The organism is Flavihumibacter stibioxidans (genome assembly GCF_014332695.1).
GTDB classification, from domain to species: Bacteria; Bacteroidota; Bacteroidia; order Chitinophagales; family Chitinophagaceae; genus Flavihumibacter; species Flavihumibacter stibioxidans.
In genome coordinates, this window is the sequence record NZ_MBUA01000001.1 from 1,008,877 (window position 1) to 1,028,229 (window position 19,353).

Annotated in this window: 19 protein-coding genes and 1 tRNA gene; 6 read left to right on the forward strand and 14 right to left on the reverse strand. The window is 47.0% G+C overall.

Annotated features, from left to right (window positions below):
- Nucleotides 1-33: 33 nt before the first annotated feature.
- Genes BC349_RS04230 through BC349_RS04240 form a run of 3 tightly spaced genes read left to right on the forward strand, consistent with a single transcriptional unit; the run spans nt 34 to nt 3,269 of the window.
- Entirely contained in the window at nt 34-1,506 is a 1,473-nt protein-coding gene (locus BC349_RS04230) for a sodium:solute symporter (RefSeq protein WP_187255487.1), read from the forward strand.
- Nucleotides 1,484-1,972, forward strand: coding sequence for a GNAT family N-acetyltransferase (locus BC349_RS04235; protein WP_187255488.1), 489 nt, complete (start codon nt 1,484-1,486; stop codon nt 1,970-1,972). Before BC349_RS04230 ends, BC349_RS04235 begins: the two co-directional genes overlap by 23 nt.
- Nucleotides 1,973-1,982: 10 nt before the next feature.
- Nucleotides 1,983-3,269 carry a serine hydrolase domain-containing protein gene (locus tag BC349_RS04240; protein WP_187255489.1) on the forward strand — a complete coding sequence of 429 codons (1,287 nt, stop codon included), beginning with the start codon at nt 1,983-1,985 and terminating at the stop codon, nt 3,267-3,269.
- Nucleotides 3,270-3,486: 217 nt separating this feature from the next.
- Here BC349_RS04240 and rpoB read toward each other — a convergent pair whose 3' ends face one another.
- From rpoB to BC349_RS04275, 7 genes are all read right to left on the reverse strand, one after another.
- Entirely contained in the window at nt 3,487-7,290 is a 3,804-nt protein-coding gene (gene rpoB, locus BC349_RS04245; RefSeq protein WP_187255490.1) for a DNA-directed RNA polymerase subunit beta, read from the reverse strand.
- Nucleotides 7,291-7,505: 215 nt separating this feature from the next.
- Complete coding sequence (locus tag BC349_RS04250; RefSeq protein WP_187255491.1) at nt 7,506-8,801, reverse strand: ABC transporter permease; 1,296 nt, start codon at nt 8,799-8,801, stop codon at nt 7,506-7,508.
- A 1-nt stretch (nt 8,802) separates the two neighbouring features.
- A complete protein-coding gene (locus BC349_RS04255; RefSeq protein WP_187255492.1) occupies nt 8,803-9,537 on the reverse strand; it encodes an ABC transporter ATP-binding protein in 735 nt (244 codons plus the stop codon).
- A 9-nt stretch (nt 9,538-9,546) separates the two neighbouring features.
- A complete protein-coding gene (gene darH, locus BC349_RS04260) occupies nt 9,547-10,548 on the reverse strand; it encodes a BtrH-related acyltransferase DarH (RefSeq protein WP_222840063.1) in 1,002 nt (333 codons plus the stop codon).
- Nucleotides 10,549-10,564: 16 nt separating this feature from the next.
- Nucleotides 10,565-10,975 carry a DarG family dialkylresorcinol biosynthesis protein gene (locus tag BC349_RS04265; RefSeq protein ID WP_187255493.1) on the reverse strand — a complete coding sequence of 137 codons (411 nt, stop codon included), beginning with the start codon at nt 10,973-10,975 and terminating at the stop codon, nt 10,565-10,567.
- A 22-nt stretch (nt 10,976-10,997) separates the two neighbouring features.
- Entirely contained in the window at nt 10,998-12,134 is a 1,137-nt protein-coding gene (gene darB / locus BC349_RS04270; RefSeq protein WP_187255494.1) for a dialkylresorcinol biosynthesis protein DarB, read from the reverse strand.
- Nucleotides 12,135-12,176: 42 nt separating this feature from the next.
- A complete protein-coding gene (locus tag BC349_RS04275) occupies nt 12,177-13,097 on the reverse strand; it encodes a flavodoxin family protein (RefSeq protein ID WP_187255495.1) in 921 nt (306 codons plus the stop codon).
- A gap of 77 nt (nt 13,098-13,174) precedes the next feature.
- On the opposite strand from BC349_RS04275, the gene BC349_RS04280 reads away from it, so the two are divergent.
- Genes BC349_RS04280 through BC349_RS04290 form a run of 3 tightly spaced genes read left to right on the forward strand, consistent with a single transcriptional unit; the run spans nt 13,175 to nt 15,696 of the window.
- Nucleotides 13,175-13,432 carry a phosphopantetheine-binding protein gene (locus BC349_RS04280; RefSeq protein ID WP_187255496.1) on the forward strand — a complete coding sequence of 86 codons (258 nt, stop codon included), beginning with the start codon at nt 13,175-13,177 and terminating at the stop codon, nt 13,430-13,432.
- A 1-nt stretch (nt 13,433) separates the two neighbouring features.
- Nucleotides 13,434-14,642, forward strand: a complete 1,209-nt coding sequence (locus tag BC349_RS04285) for a beta-ketoacyl-[acyl-carrier-protein] synthase family protein (RefSeq protein WP_187255497.1) — start codon at nt 13,434-13,436, stop codon at nt 14,640-14,642.
- A complete protein-coding gene (locus BC349_RS04290; RefSeq protein WP_187255498.1) occupies nt 14,635-15,696 on the forward strand; it encodes a beta-ketoacyl synthase chain length factor in 1,062 nt (353 codons plus the stop codon). Before BC349_RS04285 ends, BC349_RS04290 begins: the two co-directional genes overlap by 8 nt.
- Nucleotides 15,697-15,864: 168 nt before the next feature.
- On the opposite strand, the gene rplL is transcribed toward BC349_RS04290, so the two are convergent.
- The 7 genes from rplL to BC349_RS04325 all read right to left on the reverse strand — a co-directional run bounded on the left by rplL (nt 15,865) and on the right by BC349_RS04325 (nt 19,273).
- Entirely contained in the window at nt 15,865-16,239 is a 375-nt protein-coding gene (gene rplL / locus BC349_RS04295; protein ID WP_187255499.1) for a 50S ribosomal protein L7/L12, read from the reverse strand.
- Nucleotides 16,240-16,343: 104 nt separating this feature from the next.
- A complete protein-coding gene (rplJ, locus tag BC349_RS04300; RefSeq protein ID WP_187255500.1) occupies nt 16,344-16,886 on the reverse strand; it encodes a 50S ribosomal protein L10 in 543 nt (180 codons plus the stop codon).
- A 46-nt stretch (nt 16,887-16,932) separates the two neighbouring features.
- A complete protein-coding gene (gene rplA / locus BC349_RS04305; RefSeq protein ID WP_187255501.1) occupies nt 16,933-17,625 on the reverse strand; it encodes a 50S ribosomal protein L1 in 693 nt (230 codons plus the stop codon).
- Between the two features lie 26 nt (nt 17,626-17,651).
- Nucleotides 17,652-18,095, reverse strand: a complete 444-nt coding sequence (rplK, locus tag BC349_RS04310; RefSeq protein WP_187255502.1) for a 50S ribosomal protein L11 — start codon at nt 18,093-18,095, stop codon at nt 17,652-17,654.
- 244 nt (nt 18,096-18,339) lie between these two features.
- Nucleotides 18,340-18,906 carry a transcription termination/antitermination protein NusG gene (gene nusG, locus BC349_RS04315; protein WP_187255503.1) on the reverse strand — a complete coding sequence of 189 codons (567 nt, stop codon included), beginning with the start codon at nt 18,904-18,906 and terminating at the stop codon, nt 18,340-18,342.
- Entirely contained in the window at nt 18,906-19,100 is a 195-nt protein-coding gene (gene secE / locus BC349_RS04320) for a preprotein translocase subunit SecE (RefSeq protein ID WP_187255504.1), read from the reverse strand. Before secE ends, nusG begins: the two co-directional genes overlap by 1 nt.
- Nucleotides 19,101-19,202: 102 nt before the next feature.
- Nucleotides 19,203-19,273: transfer RNA gene (locus BC349_RS04325), tRNA-Trp, on the reverse strand.
- Nucleotides 19,274-19,353: the final 80 nt, after the last annotated feature.

Sequence of the window (19,353 nt, forward strand, 5' to 3'; positions counted from 1 at the left end):
TGAAAAAATTTGCTACCATATAATTCCGCCAGCATGAGCCCTACCCTGATTTTCTTAATCATCCTTGGCTACTTTTCGATCCTGATGCTCATTTCAAGGTTCACATCAAGGCATTCGCACGACAATACTTTTTTTGACGGAGACCGTCAATCACCCTGGTTCCTGGTTGCTTTTGGCATGATTGGTTCGGGCATTTCTGCCGTTTCTCTGGTATCGATCCCGGGAAATGTTGGTAATAATAACCTCTATTATTTTCAATTCATACTAGGCACTATTGCAGGATATCTCTTCATCGTTTTTGTACTTACACCTCTCTATTACAACCTTAAACTGGTTTCCATTTATACCTATCTGAAGCACCGCTTCGGGAACACTTCCTATAAGACCGGTTCGCTTTTTTTCATGGTATCACAATCATTCGGGGCGGCACTCAGGCTATTGCTTTCCATTAAAATACTACAGGCTGCCTTCTTCGACAAGCTTCATATTCCCTACTACTTAACCATTATAATTGTACTGCTCCTGATCTGGTTGTATACCAATAAATCAGGTATCAAAACAATTGTATGGACAGATGCTCTGCAATCATTATTCCTAATTACAGTAATCATTATTTCAATTATTACCATCAAAAATTCACTCGGACTTACCACCGGCGGCATGGTTAAATCCATTGTGCACCATCCTTATGCCAGACTGTTTAACTGGGATGCTCATTCCGGTTCCAATTTCTTTAAGCAATTCATCTCAGGCATGCTGATCACAATTGCACTGGTTGGACTTGACCAGAGTATGATGCAAAAAACACTAACCGTCAAAAATGTGAAGGATGCAAAAAAGAATGTCCTGACCTTCAGCTTCTTTATTGCTTTCGCCCAGACACTTTTCCTTGGCCTTGGCATATTGATGTATCTTTTCGCTGAACAAAAAGGAATCAGCCTCGTTTCCCTGAACGGCGAGTTTCAGAATACAGATGAACTCTACCCGCTCTTAACATTGAACTATTTTGGCCAGATCGGTGCCATCGCCTTTTTCATAGGTGTCATTGCTTCCACCTTTGCAAGCATAGATTCCTGTATTGCCGCACTTACAACATCTTTCAGTTACGATTTCCTGGACTTCGAAAACCAATCCCATGAGGCAAAAACAAAAATTAAGAACGGCGTATTATTGGGTGTTAACCTTGTAATGTTCCTGATCGTTATGCTGTTCTGGAACAGCCAGGGAGCCATCATCAATACCATTTTCAAAATTGCCGGTTATACATACGGCCCGCTGCTGGGACTTTACATCACCGGGTTGTTCACCAAAATGAAACTAACGGAGAAATGGGTACCGATTGCGTGCCTTGCCGCAGCCTTGCTGACCTACCTGCTGAATATTTACTTCATAAAGGCATTCAGGTTTGATTTTGGTTTTATGAATATCCTCGTGAACGCAGCGCTGACGATTTTATTCCTCACCATTATTCAAAAGAAGAACAATGAGTACGCAACCGGACAATAATATCCGCCTTACAACTGATCGGAAACATATGGAAGTTTGTGCCCGCATGATGGCATCAACTGATCCCTGGATAACACTGGGTATCTCCTATGAACAATGCCTTTCTGCACTGGAAGGGCCATGTAAGGAATTATATATCCTGCAAATGGACGAGGAGATTGCCGGATTTGTAATATTGCAGGTCTGCGGATCATTCAGAGGATATATTCAAACCCTTTGTATAGATCAAAGATTCAGGGGAAGGGGACTGGGCTCCACTTTATTGCAGTTTTGCGAAGCCAGAATTTTAAAAATATCTCCTAATATTTTTATCTGTGTATCATCCTTTAATAAAGGAGCCCTGAAACTGTACCTGGAATTCGGCTTTAAACAGGTGGGTGAACTGGAGAATTTTATAAAGGACGGATACACAGAATTATTACTACGGAAAACAGTCGGGCCAATCAATGGCTATAATCCAGGATAAAATAATCTATATGAGATACTTCCTTTTATTGTATAGTTTCTTAGCAGTTGCCATGCAGCCGGTAATTGCACAAAAATCAGGCAACAGGGCCCTGAAGACAGAACTTATTCAAAGCATTGACAGCATTCTGAACAGCCAGGTAAGCAATAACCTGATTCCCGGTGCCGTGATCCTGGTGAAAAGAGACAACAAGGTCATTTACAAACAGGCTTTTGGAAATGCTGTACTGTACGATCGCAACAACAACAAACTGTCTTCACCTGAAAAGACAAGTATTGACCATTTGTATGATATTGCTTCACTTACCAAGGTCGTTGGAACAACCACATCCATTATGTACCTGGCGGATAGGAAAATGCTTTCTGTGGATGACCCGGTGGGTAAATACATCAAAGCCTTTGAAAGCCCGGAAAAAAAAGCCATTACCATCCGGCATTTGTTAACCCATACGTCCGGTATATATGAATGGTATCCTATGTACTACCGTTCTTCAAATAAACAGCAAACCTTTTTCCTGATTGGCGAATTACCTTTAATATTTCCAACAGGTTCCGAACGCAGGTACAGTGATCTTGGATTTACCATACTTGGCCAGATCATTGAAGTGGTCTCTGGTCAGTCGCTGGAACAATTTATGCAGGAAAAAATCTTTGAGCCGCTGGGCATGAAGCACACCACCTTCAACCCCCTAAAAACCGGTCGCTTTACAAAAATTGCCGCCACGTCTTTTGGCAATCCATATGAAAAGAGGATGGTGTATGATTCGTCTCTCGGTTTCACTGTAAAAGAAATTGATCCCGCTTCCTGGAACGGCTGGCGCGATTATATTCTGAAAGGGGAAGCCAATGATGGAAATGCCTGGTATGCCAATGGGGGTGTATCCGGAGCAGCCGGACTGTTCTCAACCATTGATGATATCCAGCGCCTGGTTGATATGTTGCTGAACAAGGGAATGCACCAGGGAAAAAAGTTTATCTCGGCTAAAACCGTCGAGGCATTTCTCACCATGGATAAATTCAAAAATGGTCTGGGCTGGATGATGGACCCGGTGAATTCGTTCATGAAGAACGGCCCCGAAGGCACATTCGGACATACAGGTTTTACAGGAACAAGTATTGCAGTTGTCCCGAAATATAAAACATCTGTGGTATTGCTCGTAAACCGCCAGCATACAGGCCTTTCCGCCAAAGGGGAATACTACAACCTGAACTCCGTCAGGCAACAAATATTCAATGCGGTTATATCCGCGTCTGACGCGCGTCTGACGTACGTCAGACGCGCGTCAGACGCGGAATAGCCTGATCCAACGGTCGGAAGCCCAATGATGGCTCATTTTGTCGGGTTTTGCTAATTAAGAAAGTGCTGAGAAAAATTGCACTTCGCCTGGCAGTGGGCAGAACCTACTTCTCCCCCTTAATACCTCTTCTGCAGACGCATAAAAAAAAGCCACCCAAACAGGTGGCTTTTTTTTATGCGTCTGGCGCGCGTCTGACGTACGTCAGACGGGTAAAAAATTAATCAAATTTCAGGTCGAGACCGAGACCTCTCAATTCGTGGATCAACACGTTGAAAGATTCCGGTACACCGGCTCTTGGAATATTGTCGCCCTTAACGATGGCTTCATAAGTCTTTGCACGACCGATGATATCATCTGACTTAATGGTGAGCAATTCCTGCAGGATGTTGGATGCACCATATGCTTCCAGGGCCCACACTTCCATTTCACCGAAACGCTGACCACCGAACTGGGCCTTACCACCCAGCGGCTGCTGTGTGATGAGTGAGTATGGTCCGATAGAACGCGCGTGCATTTTGTCATCAACCATGTGGTGCAGTTTGATCATGTAGATGATACCAACTGTAGCCTTCTGGTGGAAACGATCACCGGTTTCACCATCATAGAGGTGCGTGTGACCCATCATCGGAATGCCGGCCTGGGTACAATACTGCTCAATTTCATCGGTGGATGCGCCATCGAAGATCGGAGTTGCAAATTTCACACCCAGTTGCTCACCACACCATCCGAGTACGGTTTCATAGATCTGGCCGAGGTTCATACGGCTGGGTACACCCAGGGGGTTCAACACGATATCCACCGGTTCACCATTCTCGAGGAAAGGCATGTCTTCCGCACGAACGATCTTGGCTACAATACCCTTGTTACCGTGACGACCCGCCATCTTATCACCCACTTTCAGCTTACGCTTTACAGCCAGGTAAACCTTCGCCAGTTTCAATACACCGGCAGGCAGTTCATCACCAATAGAGATATTGAACTTCTCGCGCTTGTAACGACCGAGTTCTTCGTTGTACTTGATGCTGTAGTTGTGCAGCAGGATGTTAATCTGCCCGTCAATCTTTTCGTCGCCTGTCCAGCCCAGCGGGTTGATGTTCAGGAAGTCAAGACCAGCAAGGTTTTTAGCGGTAAACTTCGCACCTTTACCGATCTGCATTTCACCGAAATTGTTGCTTACACCTGCAGAGGGTTTTTCTTTCAGCAGCGTCTGGAGTTTGCTCAGCAATACTTCCATCAGGTCAGTTACGTTTTTCTCGTGGACCTTCTCTATTTTTTCAAGGGCTGCTTTTTCACGAACCTTTGCGTTCTTATCTTTCTTGGCGCGCTGGAACAGTTTCTTATCGATCACCACACCTTCCACACCGTTTGGTGCTTTCAGGGAAGCATCTTTCGCATCACCTGCCTTGTCGCCGAAGATGGCGCGCAGCAGTTTTTCTTCCGGAGTCGGATCGCTTTCACCTTTTGGAGTGATCTTACCGATCAGGATATCACCTTCCTTCACGTGGGCACCGATGCGGATGATACCATTCTCATCGAGGTCCTTCGTTGCTTCTTCAGAAACGTTAGGGATATCCGGAGTCAGTTCTTCTTCACCCAGTTTGGTGTCTCGTACTTCCAGTTCATATTCAGAGATGTGGATGGATGTGAAGAGGTCTTCACGCACCACTTTCTCGTTGATTACAATGGCATCCTCGAAGTTATAACCCTTCCATGGCATGAAGGCCACTTTCAGGTTGCGTCCGAGTGCAATTTCACCACCCTGTACCGCATACCCCTCAGTCAGGAAATCACCTTCTTTCACCGCCTGGCCCTTCTTAACGGCAGGCTTCAGGGTGATGGAAGTTTCCTGGTTGGTTTTCTGGTACTTGGTCAGTTTGTAAATTACCAGGTCTTCTTCAAAGCTTACCAGGCGCTGTTCGTCGTTGCGGTCGTAACGGATATGAATTTCGTTACCATCCACAAATTCAACCACACCATTTCCTTCAGAAAGAATCTGAACCCTGGAGTCACGGGCAGCTTTCGCTTCCAGACCGGTACCAACGAAAGGCACCTGGGGTTTGATCAGGGGAACGGCCTGGCGTTGCATGTTCGATCCCATCAGGGCACGGTTGGCATCATCATGCTCCAGGAACGGAATCAGTGATGCAGACAGTCCCACGATCTGGTTAGGCGCAACGTCCATATATTCAACTTCCGTCTTTTCGAGGATCGGGAAGTCTCCGGTTTCGCGGCTTACAATCTTATCCTCCACAAACTCGCCTTTTTCGGAAAGCGGTGTATTCGCCTGGGCAATTTTTGCGGTATCTTCTTCTTCAGCGCTCAGGAAGGTCAATTCCTTCATGTTCACTTTACCATTGTCCACCTTACGGTAAGGCGTTTCAATAAAGCCCATCTCGTTGATCTTCGCGTGAACGCAAAGAGTGGAGATCAGACCGATGTTCGGACCTTCCGGTGTTTCAATAGTACACAGACGACCGTAGTGGGAGTAGTGTACGTCACGAACTTCGAAGCCCGCACGCTCACGGCTCAGACCACCTGGTCCGAGTGCGGAGATACGACGCTTGTGCGTGATCTCTGACAGGGGGTTGGTCTGGTCGAGGAACTGCGACAACTGCGAGGTTCCGAAGAAGGAGTTAATAACGGAAGACAGTGTACGCGCATTGATCAGGTCAACCGGCGTAAATACTTCGTTATCACGAACATTCATACGCTCACGGATGGTACGGGCCATACGGGCCAGACCCACGCCAAACTGGGCATACAATTGTTCACCTACAGTACGCACACGACGGTTGCTCAGGTGATCGATGTCATCGATCTCAGCCTTGGCGTTGGTGAGGCGAACCAGGTATTTAATGATCTCAATGATATCTTCCTTGGTCAACACTTTGTGGTCAAGGGGATAATTGAGATTCAGTTTTCGGTTGATCTTGTAACGGCCTACTTCACCAAGGTCGTAACGCTTATCGGAGAAGAACAGCTTGTCGATGATACCACGGGCGGTTTCATCATCGGGCGCGTCAGCACCACGCAGTTGGCGGTAGATGTGCTGAACGGCTTCCAGTTCGCTGTTCGAAGTATCCTTATTCAGGGTATTGTAGATGATGGCATAATCACCACCTACGTCTTCGCGCTGCAGGAATACACTCTTCACATCCATGTCAACGATCATTTCGATCGCTTCTTCGTCGAGGATGGTGTCACGCTCCAGCACGACTTCATTACGCTCAATGGATACCACTTCACCGGTATCTTCATCCACGAAATCTTCCACCCATGTACGGAGTACGCGGGCAGCGAGTTTCTTGCCAAGGTATTTATCCAGGGCTTTTTTCTCTCCTTTCACCTCGTCGGCCATGCCGAAAAGTTCCAGGATGTCCTTATCTGTTTCAAAGCCGATAGAACGCAGAAGGGTAGTTACCGGGAACTTCTTCTTACGGTCGATATAGGCATACATTACGTTGTTGATGTCGGTAGCAAATTCCATCCATGCACCCTTGAAAGGAATCACACGGGCAGAATAGATTTTGGTACCGTTGGGGTGGATGGACTGGCCAAAGAATACACCGGGTGAACGGTGCAACTGGGATACCACCACACGCTCAGCACCGTTGATCACGAAAGTGCCGCGGGGAGTCATGTACGGAATGTTTCCTAGGAACACATCCTGTACGATTGTCTGGAAGTCAACATGCTCTTCGTCATTACAACTCAGGCGCAGTTTGGCCTTCAGGGGAACAGCGTAGGTTAGTCCGCGCTCCATACACTCATCGATGGTGTAACGGGGAGGATCGATAAAGTAATCGAGAAACTCCAGCACGAAAATATTCCTGGTGTCGGTGATCGGGAAATTTTCCTTAAACACCTTGAACAGGCCTTCGTTGTTACGCTTGTCGGGAGTGGTTTCTAATTGGAAGAAGTCTTTAAACGATTGAATCTGCACTTCCAGCAGGTCAGGAGCTTCAGCGAGGTGTTTGATCTTACCAAAGTTGATCCTGGTGTTCTGTTTAGTTGAAGACATATGTATTTTAAACCGGTTTTAAAGTCTTATAATAATCGTCGACAGGATACATTCCGTTGGGTATTTAAAGTACCCAGTGCACTGAATTTTAGGAAGTTACAAATAAATGGCCATTTTATAACCTCCTTAGATAGCTAGCCGAATATATTAAAACGGACGGCAAAGGTAGGAAAATAATGTGAAAAAGTCAATGGGGCAACGGGTGAATGAGTCAACTATTTTTTTCTGGCTGTTTCCGTCCAGCCAGCAATTGCAATAAAAACAGCACCAAAGCCAAACAATACGATCAGGTTTGGCCAAACGGCCTGAAGACCACCCCCGCGGAGAAAGATTCCGTTAATGGCGTCCAGGGCCCAGTAAAGCGGCGATAGTTTCGCCACCTGCTGCAATCCGGCAGGAAGTATTTCCACCGGTACCCAAATCCCACCCACAGCCGACAGGATCACTATGGAGATGGCTCCGAAAGGCAGGGCCTGGTTAGGTGTCTGGAACAATGAACCGACACAAACCCCATAGGCGGTGGCGGTCATGGCAATGACCAGAGCTGTAACCAATAATGCCAGGGGGGCACTTCCCATCTGGAGGGATGGCAAGCCGAACCTGGGCAATATCAGGAGTCCTGCCGCCAGCATGATGAAGAACTGCAGGGTTCCCAGCAGCACATAAAAAGACAGCTTCCCCGTAAGAATGGAAAAATAGGATCCCGGGATCATCCTGATCCGCATCAGGCTGCCGTCTTCCCGTTCGCGGATGGAATTGCCGGCAATGGGAATAATGATAAAGAAAAGCCCGAAAATAGCCCAGGCCGGCACATTATGCTGCACACTATTGGTATTCAGGTTAATCTTGTTTTCCGGGGCGGCGGACAATTCCTTTATGGTTACGGCCCGCATTTTTGCCTGCAGGTCGATCGGCTCCACCCCTGCACTGTCGCCCTTCTCCCCCTTCATCTTTTCCTCCAGCCTGGCCAGGATGATCTCTGCCTGCACCTTCGTGAGCTGTTTGTCCAGGGCGTTCAGCAGGGAGAGCTTCATAGCTTGTTTGGTGACCGGATCGAAATATATTTCAAGGTTGGCGGGACGGCTTTCGCGCTGGGGCAGTTTTCCGGCGGCCCCCATCCTTTGTCCCATTTCATTGGCTACCTGGTTGGCGCTGTTCACCACTTCTGCCGATACACCATCTGGTAAAATGATGGCAATTTTATACTCACCTTTCTGTACCAGGGCGCGGGCCTGACCTGCCTCTACCGGCTTTCCATCCAGCTCCCTGACCAGCCGGAATTGCTTGATTTCTTCCAGCCCCTCTCCCATTTGCAGGGCCATTTTGCCCTTATCATTGTCCACCCAGAGGATGTCAAAACGAATATCCTGGTATTCCCGGAATGGTGCGTCCTGTATCAGTGCCATGATGATCGTCAGCGCCAGCGGCATCAGGAACAGGAGTGCCACTCCCGCCAGGTCTTTCCGGAAAAGGCGGAACTCATTCAAAACGGTGGCTGCTATTTTTCTCATATCAGTCGCGCAGGCTGTAGCCGGTTAAGTGAAGGAATACCTGCTCAAGGCTGGTAGCACTATTTTCGGTCATCAGGTTGGAAGGCTTTCCTTTCACCACCAGTTGTCCGTGGTCAATAATGGCCACTTCATGGCAAAGCTGTTGGGCCTCTTCCAGCAGGTGGGAGGTATATATGATGGAATGGCCCTGCCGGTGGTAATCCTGCAGGAATGCCAGGATCATATTGCGTGATTGCACATCCACACCGGCAGTGGGTTCATCGAGTATCAGTAATTCGGGGGCGTGCAGTAGTGAGGCGATGATATTAGCCCGGCGCTTCATACCGCCTGAATAATGCCGGATGGCTTTATGGGCGCTTTTCTCCAGCCCGAAAGCATGGAGGTAAAGGCGGATCTTTTCTTTCAGTTCACGGGAACCAATGCCATAAAGTTTTCCGATATATTCCAGGTTTTCCACCGCAGTAAGGGTCGGATAAAGCGCTATGGATTGCGGCACTACACCAATAAGTTTTTTGATTTCCTCCAACCCTGTTGCCAGGTCGTAGCCCAACACTTTTACACTGCCCGAATCGGCTTTCACCAATCCGCAGATGATGGAAATAGTGGTGGTCTTACCTGCGCCGTTGGGGCCGAGCAATCCCGCGATGATATTCTTTCCGAAGGACAGGCTCAGTCCGCTGAGGGAAGGCTCTGCCGCGTTACGGTAAGTTTTGTGGAGATGGCTGATTTCTAACATCGGGGCGCTTTAGAGCATTTGTTTCAGGCGGGTAAAAAAGTCCTTTTCCCTGGCCCCGAGTGCAATCATCATATTGCCCAATTCCTCATAGGAAGAAAGGCTTCCCGAGCGGTCCTTCATTACACGGGCACAGGAGAAGGCAAAATTTCGCCATTCGTCGCCGATGGATGTCATCTCCCCGGACATGGTGAGAAATCGATCATCTTGTAGGATTGCAGCCGCTTCCTGTAGAAAGGCAGCGTACAGGAAACGGAATCCGCCGCCGCCGGTGCCGATTTCTTCCTGCATCCGCACGATGCTTCCGATATAGAGGGCAGCTTTTCGGCCGCCCAGTTTTTCGGGATATTTTTTGATTTTCTTACCCAGATACACCATGCCATGATAACCGAATAAAGGAGGCGGCGAACTCAGCATAAAAAAGCAGGTCTTCTTCATGCCTTTGATGATGGCAGCCGGAAGGTTGGCTTTTCCGTATGCCTGAACAGGGTAATACATTTTCCCATTGGGGGCGGGAAAGCCTTTTGCAAACCTGGCTTTTTGCAGATCGGCCGCACCCAGGCGGGTGGCGGTTTCCATGATCGGGTCGCTGACCAGGTACTCATCCCCTTCTTTTCCATATACGATCAGGTTATGGGCGTTGAAATGGAATCGCCAGGCAGGGGGGAAATAAGGCAGAAAGTAAACACTCGACTGCAATCCCACCGGGTGGTTATTGGCCAGTGCTTCGTCCAGGGCCCTGGTGGCTTTTTCGGGTGAAGAGAATTTCTGCACCTTCATTTTTACGCCCAGCTCCTTACAAACCTTTTTGAAAATATATCCGGGCATGATCCGGAAGCTGGTACCCGGTACACCATTCAGTTTCACGAAAGGCAGGTGCGTAAAAAACAATCCGGCGCCTATGCCAAAAATGAGGGGCTCCGTCAGCTCAATGCCATAATGTTTGAGCAGGCTGAGGGTTACACCATTTTCGCAATGGGCTGATTGCTGGTGTTTGAAATCCTTAACTATCATGCGGGTGGCGGTGATTTTATTTTCCTGAAAAATGCTTCAGGTCATCAACAGCTACGCCGAGAACACTGGCATAGCGTTGCAATTTTTCATCGGTCAGCTTTTTAAAACCGGCCGGTTTCAGGTGGCGGCTGACAAAGAACCGCCAGAAACCGGCATACCGGGCCAGTGAGGCCGGGGTCATCAGTGCTTTTTCCATATAATAAGCAATGGGACTCAGTTCCCCCGCCAGCACTTTTTGCCGGGTGGCTTCGATTTTTTCATCTATTTCATCCCAGGCCTGGCTCATGGCAAGGTTTTCCGCTTCCCAGCCTTCTGAAATACTTGTCTCATATTTCCCTTCCTGGTTGGTTACATAGACCACTTTTGCCAGGCTGTTGTCTTCGCCATGGATGATGCGCTTATCCTGGGGAACTTCGTCTTTTTTCATATGGGGAAATATTGGTTCCTTTTTATACTACTGTAAAATGGGCATAAATATAGCTGAACCTGGCGCTTTCAGGGATCATCATCAGCAGGGTATCGCCTTTTTTCAGCTTACCGCTGTGGAAGAGTTCTTCGAGCATGAGGTAGGGAGAAACGCTTCCTACATTTCCTACACGTACCAGGTTGGTAAACCATTTATCGCGGGCAATATTGATCCCCTGGGCTTCAAAACCTTCCTGGATCTTTTCGCGGAAAAATTCGGACGAAATATGGGGCAGGATCCAGGTGACAGTTGATTCGTCAAATCCTCTTCTGGCAATTACTTCCTTCAGGTATTCCACTCCTTTTTTTACGATATTAACACCCAGCAGCCGGGTATCCTGTTTGAAGGAAAAAAGGCTCTGGTTGGCCCATTCTTCAGCCGGATATTCGGGCCAGCCCACCAATGAGCCATCGGGATTGCGGGTGGCACCAGAATACATACAGGCGGGCAGTTCATTGGCGTATGACTTGATATCGATCCAGTCTATTTTGAGTGAGATGCCATTGTCGTTGGGTTTATCCTGCAGGAGTGCGGCGGCTGCACCATCGCTCAGCATCCAGCGCATGAACTCTTTTTCGAAAGCGATCATGGGGTTGGCATCCAGTTGCTTCAGCTTCTCTGCTTCGGCTTCAAATTTATCAGAACGCAGCCAGGTGCTGACTTTTTCAGAAGCACCGGCCACGGCAAACTTTTTGTCGCCGCATTTTACCGACAGGAAGGCATATTTCAAAGCCTGGAACCCGGAGGCGCAGGAACTGCTGATGGAGGCAATCTCAATGGAAGGGCAACCGAGTTCACCATGTATCATGGCAGTATGGCTGGGCAGCAATTGCTCAGGCGACATGGTTCCGAAGGTCAGCAGGTCGATATGTTCAATGGCAAGATTATCATCAAACAATCCTTCCACAGCTTTGGCGGCAAGCTGCACATTGCTATGGGTGCTTTTACCATTTTTATCCATAGCATAATAACGGGAGGTGATCTTATTATTAGTAAGGATCTTTACCCTGGCACGGGAGGGTTTACCATCCACCATTCCCAGGTATTGTTCAATATCCTCATTGCTGACAGGTTCATTGGGCAGGAACTTCGACAATCTTGTTATAAACACATCTCCCATATACTTTTCTATTTGAATTCGACTGCAATATTATAAAACGATTTAGATTAGGTCTTTCTCGTAGCTGATCCCTTTAAAATAATTTAACTGCCCGCGGTATGTTTTGCGTTTCAGCAGACTGGTCATTTTTGCGGTAAATCCTGAAACCGGAGAAAGCACAAAAATACCGGTAAGCAGGATACGTTTGAACAAATGCACACGTGGCATGCGGTCAGGATTTCCATGATCGCCTTTTTTCCGGATATAAACGGCAAATTTACGAAACTGTTTGATAGCTCTTTTTTCGAGGACAATCAGGGTTGGTTTTAACTCAATGGCACCTTTTCCAACTAACTGGTCCTGTAATCCCGACCACTGGTTTTTTTCCAGGGCATCCAGGATGATGGGACCAAAACGGCTGGCGGCAGCAATATCACGGCTTTGCACACCTGCTTCCGGTAAAAACCGGCTTGCTTCTTTACGACCGGTGAAATTCCAGCGAATGATCGTAAAAAGAGAAATCAGGTTATGGTTGGTGTCGGCCAGTACGATGTTACCAACGAGGTTGGCACCAAGTTTCTGCAAGGCCTCCTTTACCCTTTCCTGGGCGTTCAGCCACATATTACGGGTACCCAGCACGGTGATGACGGGTTTGCCTTTCAATATGCCGGCATATTCACTCTGCAGGAAACTGGAAGTTGGCCTTGAAGGCGATAAGAACCAGGGTTGATAGCCCAGAATCACCAGATCATAATTTTTGTCGGGGATTGAAACCGGTTGGAGCGGCATAGGAATTTGCTGCACGCATTCAGGCATGGCGTCAAAAAACTGGTCGCTGGTCCAGGGGAATGGGTAGTCATTCACCGGCTTGTATTCCACCATGGTAACTTCAGCCTGATTGCTTATAGGGTCAAGCATTTTATCCAGAATATTCCTTAACTGTCCTGTCTGGGAATAATAAATAACGAGGATACTTTTTGCCATAGGTTGCAATTTAAATGCTTACTGCAATTAATTCCTAATTATGGCTAATTTTGGCCTCTTTAAATAATTATCCCTGCATGGAAGATTTTAAACGTACGTTGAAGTTGCAGATCATCGAAGCCCTTAATCTCCAGGGTATGCAACCTGAAGAAATTGATGACAGTGCACCGCTTTTCGGAGAAGGGCTTGGACTCGACAGTATAGATTCCCTTGAAATGATCGTTCTGATGGAACGTAACTATGGTATTAAAATTGAGGATCCCCGTGAAGGACGCAGGGTTTTTGAGTCAATAAATATGATGGCTGAATATATACAGACCAACAGAAAAAAATAATATGTGCAAGGTGTATGTAACCGGTATGGGTATGGTGTCGGCATTGGGTATTGGGGTGGACACAAACCGGGATGCATTAATCTCCAGGCGATCCGGCATCGGATATGCAAAACACCTCAACAGCCTGCTCAGGGACCAGTTACCTGTCGGTGAAATTGATCATGCCACAAGTGAATTATTCAGGTTCCTTCACAACCCAGGCAACCTTCAGGAAAGCAGGCTGGTATTGCTGGCTGCTATCGCCCTTCAGGAAGCGCTGGCCACGGCGGGTATGCCTCTTAATGAACAAAAAAAAGCAGGCTTTATCAATTCCACCACTGTTGGAGGCATGGCGGATGTTGAATATGTGTATGAACAATTAATCGATCCCTCGATTCCTGAGATCAGCGCTGATTTGGGTGATTCGCTTGATTGCGCCCATGGTACAGAGGAACTGGCGAGGCATTTCGGGTTAACCCGCTTCATCAGTACGGTGAGTACCGCCTGCTCCTCCTCTGCCAACGCAATTATTTATGGGGCAAGACTGATCAGGGGAGGCATGCTGGACCAGGTTATTTGCGGTGGTGTGGATACGCTGACCAGGTTTACTATCAATGGTTTTAACAGCCTGAAGAATATGGACAGAAATCATTGCAAGCCATTTGATGCCAACCGGAATGGACTGAACCTGGGAGAAGGAGCTGCCTACCTGGTATTGGAAAGCGAAGAATCGATTTGCAGGACTGGCAGGAAGCCGCTGGCACAATTAAGCGGGTACTGCAACTTCAATGAAGCCTTTCACCCCACCGCTCCTTCCCCTGATGGGGATGGTGCGTATCAGGCGATGAAAGGAGCCATCCGGGAAGCCGGCCTGACCACCATGGACATTTCCTTTATCAACGCGCATGGCACTGCTACGATAAATAATGATATAGCCGAAGCATTTGCGCTACGCAGGTTATTTGGGGAGAACATTCCACCTTTTAGTTCCACAAAAAGCTATACCGGCCATACCCTGGCGCCTTCAGGAGCAATTGAAGCAATCTATTCCATACTCAGCATTTTGAACAACGAGGCTTATCCTGTGTTGAATTATGAAACGGCTATGCCAGAAGTCGAACTGGAACCGGTTACAGAAGTCATGTACAATGCCGGTATTCAACATGTATTGAGTAATTCATTTGGTTTCGGAGGAAACAATGCAAGCCTTCTATTCAGCAAATATGATTAAGCCGGTATATATCAGATCTGCCCGGGCCATCTGCGCCCAGGATACTTTTACCGGAAACTGTTTACCAAAAGAGTTGACCGATGCAGTAAACAACGCACTCAGTTATAATCACCCTGATTACAGCCGGTATTTTTCCATTATGCAACTCAGACGCATGGGCAGGCTTACAAAAACCGGTATGGTGGCAGCAATAGAATGTTTGAGGGATGCAGGTATTTCCCATCCGGACGCTATTATAACGGGAACGGGTAAGGGAAGTATGAGTGACACCGAAAAATTCATGGGCAATATCCGTGAATTCCATGAAGGGACCCTGAACCCCACTCCGTTTATCCAGTCGACCTATAATTCACTGAACGGATTAATCGGGCTTCACCACGGTACCAGTTGTTACAATACTACTTATGTACACCGCGGGTTTTCACTGGAGCATTCTTTGCTGGATGCCATGCTCCTTTTTAGTGAAGGACGGGCGAAAAATGCGCTGGCGGGATCTTTTGAAGAGATGACGCCGGAGCATTTTATCATTAAAAAGAAATTGGGCTACTGGAAGGAAGCCCCGGTTTCCTGCATGGATTTGCTGCGTTCCGGGACCTCTGGCAGTATATCGGGGGAGGGTACTTTTTTCTTTCTTTTACAGGATAGCGAAAGCAATGCGATGGCCCGGCTGGACGGGATCAGGATATTATTTGAACCAACCCTGCAGGAACTGACAGTGGAAGCCGGAAGGTTTTTAAAAGAACATGGATTAGCCTGGGCTGATATCGACATTCTGCTTTCAGGTGAAAACGGGGACATCAGGTTTGGAGACTATTATAAAACAATTTCAGCGGAGATACCTGAAAGGGCACATCATCTAGCTTTCAAGCATGTATGCGGAGAGTTCGATACGGCTGCAGGATTTGCATTATGGCAGGCTGCGCATATCCTCGAGCGGCAGGAAGTACCGGATGTTTTACAATTGCGGAAAGGCACCGCAGGAAATATCCGCCACCTCCTTATCTACAACAATTATTACGGTAAGCAACATGCATTTTACCTGTTAGGCGTCTGACATAGGGGTTCGGGGGAAGGCGTCGGGGGAAGGTGTCTGACGTTTGAGATGGTTGAATTCAGTAATCCTAAACGTCAGACACCTCAAAACCCCAAACGTCAGACACCTGTAAGAAATAAAAAAGCCGCAACATAAGTTGCGGCCTTTTTATTATTTGCACCTGGGTGATTAGTTGATTTCAACATCAGCACCGGCTTCTTTCAGCTTGTTAGCGATATCATCAGCTTCTGCCTTTGATACACCTTCTTTAACAGCCTTGGGAGCGCCGTCAACCAGTTCTTTTGCTTCTTTCAGACCCAGACCTGTCAGGTCCTTAACGATCTTAACTACGTTCAGTTTAGAAGCACCACCGCTCTTCAGGATAACATTGAAAGCGGTCTTCTCTTCAACTGCGGCACCAGCACCGGCACCTTCAGCAGCTACTACTACTGCAGCAGCAGCAGGTTCGATACCGTATTCAGATTTCAATACATCAGCCAGTTCCTGTACTTCTTTTACAGTGAGGCCAACCAGTTGTTCAGCTAAAACTTTTACGTCTGCCATTGTTTAAAATTTTTACCGTCTTCACAGCCTGACGCTCCGACGGCGGTTTTTAAAAAAATTCTAATAACCCCCTTCAGGCAGGGGAATGTTTTATTGATGAGTGATTACTCAGCAGGAGCTGCTTCAACAGGAGCAGCAGCGGCTTCAGCACCACCTTCGTTCTTGCCTTTTTCCAGCAAAGCAGCGATAACACGCTTGGCAGGAGATTGCAACAGACCGATAACTTCGCCGATAAGCTCGTTTTTGGTCTTGATCTTGGTGAGGGCCTTCAGCTGGTCATCGCCAACATAGATATCACCATTGATGAAAGCTGCTTTCAGGATAGGACGATCACCTTTAGACTCTGTACGGAAAGTAGAGATGATCAAAGCCGGATCCTTGGGGTTCTCGGAGAACAGCAGGGCTGTTACGTTGTTGAGTGCTTCATACACACCGCTGTACTTTTCGGCATCCAGAGATTCCAGTGCCTTTTTGATCAGGGTGTTCTTAGCCACTTTCATTTCAACCTGCTTGTCGAAACAAACGCTGCGAAGCTTGGACACCTGAGCCACAGAGAGGCTTTCAGTGTCAGTGATATAGAAGTTATTGTATTGAGAGAACTTGCCCTTCAGCAGTTCAATCACTTCTTGTTTTTGTTCTTTAGTCATACCGCAATAATTTATATCTGCCCTTTAGAGGAGAACGGTTTTTGAATTAGTGGATGAATGTTTTGGTGTCGATAGTGATACCAGGACTCATAGTACTTGCCATGCTAACACCTTTCAGATAGGTGCCTTTAGCAGTAGCAGGCTTGAGTTTAATGATAGCGTTGATCAGTTCCTGGCTGTTCTCGGCAATCTTATCGGGACCAAAACTTACACGACCGATGGAAGCATGAACGATACCGGCTTTATCAACCTTGAAGGCGATTTTACCGCCTTTAACCTCGTTCACGGCAGATGCTACATCATTGGTAACAGTTCCGGTCTTGGGGTTTGGCATCAGGTTACGTGGACCCAGGATTTTACCAAGTTTACCAATCTTAGGCATTACAGAAGGGGTAGCGATGATTACATCAATATCAGTCCAGCCGCCTTCAATCTTCTGGATAAACTCGTCCAGGCCAACGTGGTCTGCACCAGCACCTTTTGCATCGTTCTCTTTATCAGGGGTACAAAGTACCAGTACACGCTTGGTTTTACCTGTACCGTGAGGCAGGGTAACGGTTCCGCGTACAGCCTGGTCGGCCTTCTTCGGATCAACACCCAGACGGATATGCAGGTCAACAGAAGCGTCGAACTTAGCGATATTCACTTCCTTCACCAGTGAAGAAGCTTCTTTCAGTGAATAGATTTTATTGGAATCAACCTTAGGGTTAACTGCTTTTCTTTTTTTAGTGATAGCCATTGCTCAAAAGTTTTTGTGTTTCACAATTAATTTTCCCATGGAGCAACACCATCAACAGTGATACCCATGCTGCGTGCTGTACCGGCTACCATTTTCATGGCACTTTCCAGGGTGAAGCAGTTCAGGTCAGGCATTTTGTCCTTCGCGATAGCTTCTACCTGGGCCCAGGTAACTTTACCAACTTTTGAACGGTTAGGCTCCTTAGATCCACTCTGCAGTTTTGCAGCTTCCAGTAATTGCACAGAAGCGGGAGGAGTTTTGATAACGAAGTCGAAAGACTTGTCAGAGTACACTGTAATCAATACAGGCAGTACTTTTCCCATTTTGTCCTGGGTTCTTGCATTGAATTGCTTACAGAACTCCATGATGTTCAGACCTTTAGAACCGAGGGCCGGACCAATGGGGGGTGCAGGATTGGCTTGACCGCCTTTACACTGCAGCTTAACGAAACCAGTGATTTCTTTTGCCATTTTAAAAAGTTTTTTTGGTGATAGCGTCCGGCAATGCTTTCGCAGCACCTGACTCCCAAATCCAATTCGAAAAAAGAACTTATGATTGGGGGTGCAAAACTATGAATAATATTTAATCTGTCCAAGAGTTTCCTCAAAAAGCCAGTCAATTCAACCATTGCAGCCGGGCAAGCAAAAAAAAGAGGATGTACCGCCTGGACACATCCTCAATTATATACCATCTGACCTGGGTCAGAAATGTTTATTATGATAGTTTTTCTACCTGCATGTAGTTCAGTTCAACGGGTGTGGAGCGACCGAATATCTTAACTGTTACCTTAAGTTTCTTCTTCTCGTCGTTTACTTCCTCGATGATACCATTGAAATCATTAAAAGGACCTTCGATGATTTTGATGGTTTCGCCAACAATGAAAGGCTCACTCATGCTCATGCCGCCGGCTTCGCTCATTTCATCCATCTTGCCCAGCATTTTATTCACTTCAGCCTTACGCAGGGCAATCGGGTGTTCTTTCCCAAGGAAATGAATCACATTGCTGGTATTTTTGATGGTATCACGAAGATCATCTCCCAGTTTACCATCCACCACTTCTATCATTACGTATCCCGGGTAGTAGTTACGCTCGCGCATCACTTTCTTCCCGTTCTGTACTTTATACACTTTCTCCACGGGCAGGAATACCTGTTTTACCACTTCACTCCATCCTCCGCGGCTGATTTCCTTGTCCAGGTATTCCTTTACCTTACGCTCTTTGCCGCTTACGACACGCAGAACGTACCATTTGGTTTCCTGTTGGTTAATAGTTTCTTCCATTATGCAAAGAATGAGTAAATCAATTTCAATAGGGAATTAGAAGCAAAATCCATCAGCCAGATTACCAGGGTGATCAGGATGGTAGCTACCAGCACAATCATGGTAGACTGCTGTAACTGTGCCCAGTTTGGCCAGGTTACTTTCTCCATCAGCTCTTTGTAAGACTCGCTGAAATAGGTTGTTACTTTATTCATGATACAAGATTACTTGTTTACAAACTTTGACAGAAACAAAAGAACTCAACAGGTTGTCTGACCTGTTGAGCTTTTGCAAAATAATGATTTCCTGTCAATTCGCACGGGCAACAGGATTCGAACCCGTATCAAAGGTTTTGGAGACCTCTATTCTACCATTGAACTATGCCCGTAAAAAAGCCACTGGTTATTGGCTACAGCCGTTAGCAAATTTACAACTAAAGACTGATCGCTAACACCAGTGGCTGCTATT